Genomic DNA, 4,263 nt, shown 5'->3' on the forward strand with positions numbered 1-4,263 from the left:
GGCCGCCGCCCCCTCGGCACCATCCCCCGCGAACACCTGCACGACGATGTCGAAGTCAAGGCCCGAGTCCGCGCGCTCAACCGCGATGGGGGTGCCCTCCAGGTAGGCGACGACCTTCTCCACGTCGGCCGGCGAAACGTCGGCGATCACTTCCAGCCCGCGGGCGGCCTCCCCCGCCACGATGCCGGCCGCCGCCGCGGCCTCGATGTTCTTGAGGCCGCCCGTGTGGGGCACCACGACGCTCTTCGCGTTCTTGATGATGCTGCCGCTGGCCGCCACCTGCACGCGGGCGGGTTCGACGCCCAGCAGCTCGCGCGCCCGCGCCGCCGCCAACGCGATGGCGATGGGCTCCGTGCATCCCATCGCCGCGATAAGCTCTTCTTCCAAGATGGAAACGTAGGCGCCGTAGCGCTCGTCGGTCCGATCCATGCTCCGCCTTCCCGCCGGTTGCGATTCCCCCATGATAGCACGCGGCCCCCATCGGGTGCCGGACTCTGCATCGACGCTGGCGAGAGGCCGCGGTGATCGTGGGGAAGCTGTCTTTAACGCATTGAACGGGCACGATCGGTGCGGCAATACCCGACTATTTCTATAGCCTTTCGCCTTTTGCAAGACACCAGCCTGCGCAAGGAGATACAATGGGGGTTGCTCTCTTGCGGCACCAGTCCGTCATGGGGAGATCGGCTACTTCGGTTAGGAGCAGGTACATGGGCGACAGCGCTTCAGGGAACCCATCCATGCGCCGGCACACCTATGTCATCGACCGCGACTATCGCGTGGTGTACATGGACCAGGCCGCCCATCGCGCGTTCCCGCGCGGCCAGGTGGGCTCCCTCTGCTACGAGTCGTTCCGCGGCTCGAGCGAGCCCTGCATCGACTGCCCCTGGCACGGGGACGGGGATGCCGCCCAGACCGTCATCTTCAGCGCGCGGCGCGACCAATGGTTCGAGATCACCTGCCTCGAGGTTGACTGGTTCGACCGCGGCCCCTGCGTGCTGTTCTCGGGCCGGCCCGTTGACAACCGGAGCCGCAGCCTGTTCTCCACGTTGAGGGAGCCCTCGTCCTACGACGAGCTGTTCGAGATCAACCTGACGGACGGCACGTACCGGGTACTCTACCACGAGCCGGGCAAGTACGTCATGCCGCCGCTCTCCGGCGAGCTCGACGCTATGTTCGACGACGTGCGGGAGAATATGATAAGCCCCGAGGACCGCGAGCGGTTCGAGCGGTTCTGGGACTTCGGAACCATGCTCGCGCGCATCGAGGAGGCGGGCGGCGCGCTGCGCGACGAGTTCCGCAAACTGCGCTACGATGGCAGCTGGGGCTGGGTGGCGCAGACCGTCGTGCCCGTCAAGCGCGGAGAGGGCGGCGAGACGGTGGTCATGTGCTTCATCGCCGACATCGATGCCGAAGTGCGCAACCGCAACAAGCACGTCGAAACCGCCCAGATACGGCAGCTGCGCGAGCGCGACCGGCTCACCGGCCTCTACAACGCCTCCACGTTCTACGAGAAGGCCGACAAACTGGTCAAAGCGCATCCCGGCCAGCGCTTCGATGCCTCCTATCTGGACATCGAGCACTTCAAGCTGTTCAACGAGTGGCATGGGCGCGAGGCGGGCGACGAGATACTGCGCTCCATCGCGGCCCGCCTCGACAGCCTTGCCGAGCGCCATGGCGGCGTGGCCGGCTACCTGGGAGGCGACGACTTCACCCTCGTGCTGCCCTGCGGCGTGATAGCCGAGGACTCCATCGACGGCCAGCTCAAGCTGCCGCCCTTCGACTCCGAGGACACCATCGGGTTCCGTCCCGCCATCGGCGTATGCCCCATCGAGGAGGCGGGAGGGTCGGTCAGCACCGCCTGCGACTATGCCATGCTGGCCATGGCCTCGGTCAAGAACGCCTACGCCAAGCGCGTGGCCTGGTACGAGGATTCCATGTCCGAGAAGCTGGAGAACGAGGCGAAGCTGCTGCTGGAAGTGAAACAGGCGCTGAAGAACCGCGAGTTCGTGCCGTACTGGCAGCCCCAGTGCAGCACCCGCACGGGGCGCATCGTGGGCCTCGAGGCGCTCGTGCGCTGGCAGCATCCCGAGCGCGGCATCGTCATGCCGGGGGCGTTCATCCCCGTGCTCGAGCGCAACGGGTTCATCGCCAGCCTCGACCTGTATGTGTGGGACGAGGTGTGCCGGAACCTGCGCTCGTGGATCGACCGCGGCAACCGGCCCATCCCCGTGTCCGTGAACATCTCGCGGGCCGACCTGTACGCCATCGACGTGGTGGAGACCCTCGAGGACCTGGTGAGCACCTACGGCCTCGACCACCGTCTCCTTGAGCTGGAGATCACCGAGAGCGCCTATGCCGAGGACCGAAAGATGGCCGAGGCGGTGCGCCAGCTGAAAGCGCTCGGCTTCACCATCCTCATGGACGACTTCGGCAGCGGCTACTCGTCGCTCAACATGCTGAAGGACATCACCGTGGACGTCCTGAAGATCGATATGGGCTTCCTGAACCGCGAGGACGACACGCAGCGCAGCGAGAGCATCCTCGAAGCCGTCGTGTCCATGGCCCGCCTCATGGACCTGCGCATCATCGCCGAAGGTGCCGAGACGAAGGAGCAGGTGGATTTCCTCCAGGAGATCGGCTGCGACTACGCCCAAGGTTACTACTTCCACCGCCCCATGGACACCGAGCAGATCGAGGCCCTGCTCGGCCAGCCCAATGCCGTGGACTTCCGCGGCGTGCTGAGCCCGCTCATGGATCTTATCGACCTGGATGCGCTGCTGAACGAAAACGTGACGAGCCACACGCTCGTCGACAACCTCCTCGGGGGCATGGCCGTGTACGCCGTCTACCCCGATCGTTTCGAGCTGCTGCAAGTGAACAACTCGTATTATCGCGTGACCGGCTGCAACGCCATCGACCTGCACGAGCGCCAGCGGTTCATCTTCCGCCAGGTGCACCCCGATGACCGAGACCTCATCATGAGCTTGTTCCAGCAGGCCGAGCAGCACCCGGTGTCGGGCGCCGAGGGCACGATACGGCGCTACCGCCTGAACGGCGAGCTTATGTGGCTGCACTTGAAAGTGTTCTTCCTGCGGCGCGAGCAGGAGCGCAGCATCTTCTTCGCCTCGCTCGCCGACGTGACGGACCAGAGGGAGCTCGATCCATCCCCAGCTGCACCGAGCACCGCTTCTGCCGAAAGCGACCCGGAGGGCAACCTGTTCGACATGCTGAAGGGCCGCGCCGTGGACCACTGGTGCGTCAACCTGTGCACGAAGAGCTTCCTGAACGCCGCCGATCGGAAGGCATGGAGGCGGGCTTCGGGAGCCCAGCTCGAAGACTGGACGGACACCACGCCGGCCGAGCGCATCGGGCGCACGGTGCATACCGTGAAGGACGAGGCGGCGGTCAGGTCGTTCCTCGACTTCGACGCCATGCTCGCGCGTTTCGAGGACGGGGTGCTGTTCGATTCGCTGGAGTACCGCCAGCAAGACGAGCAGGGCGAGCGCTGGATGGAACTGGACTTCCGCCTCGTCCGGCTCGAGGAGGGCGGCGACGTGTACGCCTATCTGACCGTCACCGATATCGACCGGCGCAAACGCCGGGAGCTGGAGCTGGAGGACAAGGCGCGCCACGACGCGCTCACCGGGCTGCTGAACCGCCAGACCGGCGCAGCGCTGCTGCCGGAGGCCCTGGCGAAAACGCTGCGCAAGGGAACGGCAGGCGCCTTCGTGATCATCGACCTGGACGATTTCAAGCTGATCAACGACCGCTACGGCCACCTGTCCGGCGACACGGCGCTGGCGGACGCGGGGAGCCATCTGCGCGGCGCATTCCGCAAGAACGACCTGGTGTGCCGCTGGGGCGGCGACGAGTTCATCGTGTACTGCGACGATATCACGCAGGCCAGCTTGGCGCGGCGCGTTGGCGCGCTTTGCGGCAAGCCGTGGACGACGAAGGTAAGGGGTGACACGTCCATCGAGCTCTCGGCCTCGGCCGGCGTGGTGCTCGTACCCAAGCAGGGAACGGATTTCAAGACGGTGTACGACCGCGCCGACACGGCGCTGTACCGGGCGAAGTCGCAGGGCAAGGCGCACTTCTGCTTCTACGATCCGGGCACCCCGTCCCCCCCATGCCGACTAAAGCCTACACGCCCAGCCCCACCGTCAGGTGCATCATGTAGAACGCGAAGCGCATGACGAAGATGCCGGCCAGCACGAGCGCGCACGCCGCGGCCGCGCGCGCGACGCCCAGCTGACGGCCGCC

1 protein-coding gene and 1 pseudogene are annotated in these 4,263 nt (G+C 66.2%); one reads left to right on the top strand and one right to left on the bottom strand.

Going from position 1 to position 4,263, the window contains the following annotated elements:
* Positions 1–429: pseudogene (locus GPA_RS04595) on the bottom strand (serine dehydratase subunit alpha family protein); the annotation flags it as partial.
* A 278-nt stretch (positions 430–707) separates the two neighbouring features.
* On the opposite strand from GPA_RS04595, the gene GPA_RS04600 reads away from it, so the two are divergent.
* Entirely contained in the window at positions 708–4,196 is a 3,489-nt protein-coding gene (locus GPA_RS04600; protein WP_083808915.1) for an EAL domain-containing protein, read from the top strand.
* Positions 4,197–4,263: the final 67 nt, after the last annotated feature.

It is taken from the genome of Gordonibacter pamelaeae 7-10-1-b (genome assembly GCF_000210055.1).
GTDB classification, from domain to species: domain Bacteria; phylum Actinomycetota; class Coriobacteriia; order Coriobacteriales; family Eggerthellaceae; genus Gordonibacter; species Gordonibacter pamelaeae.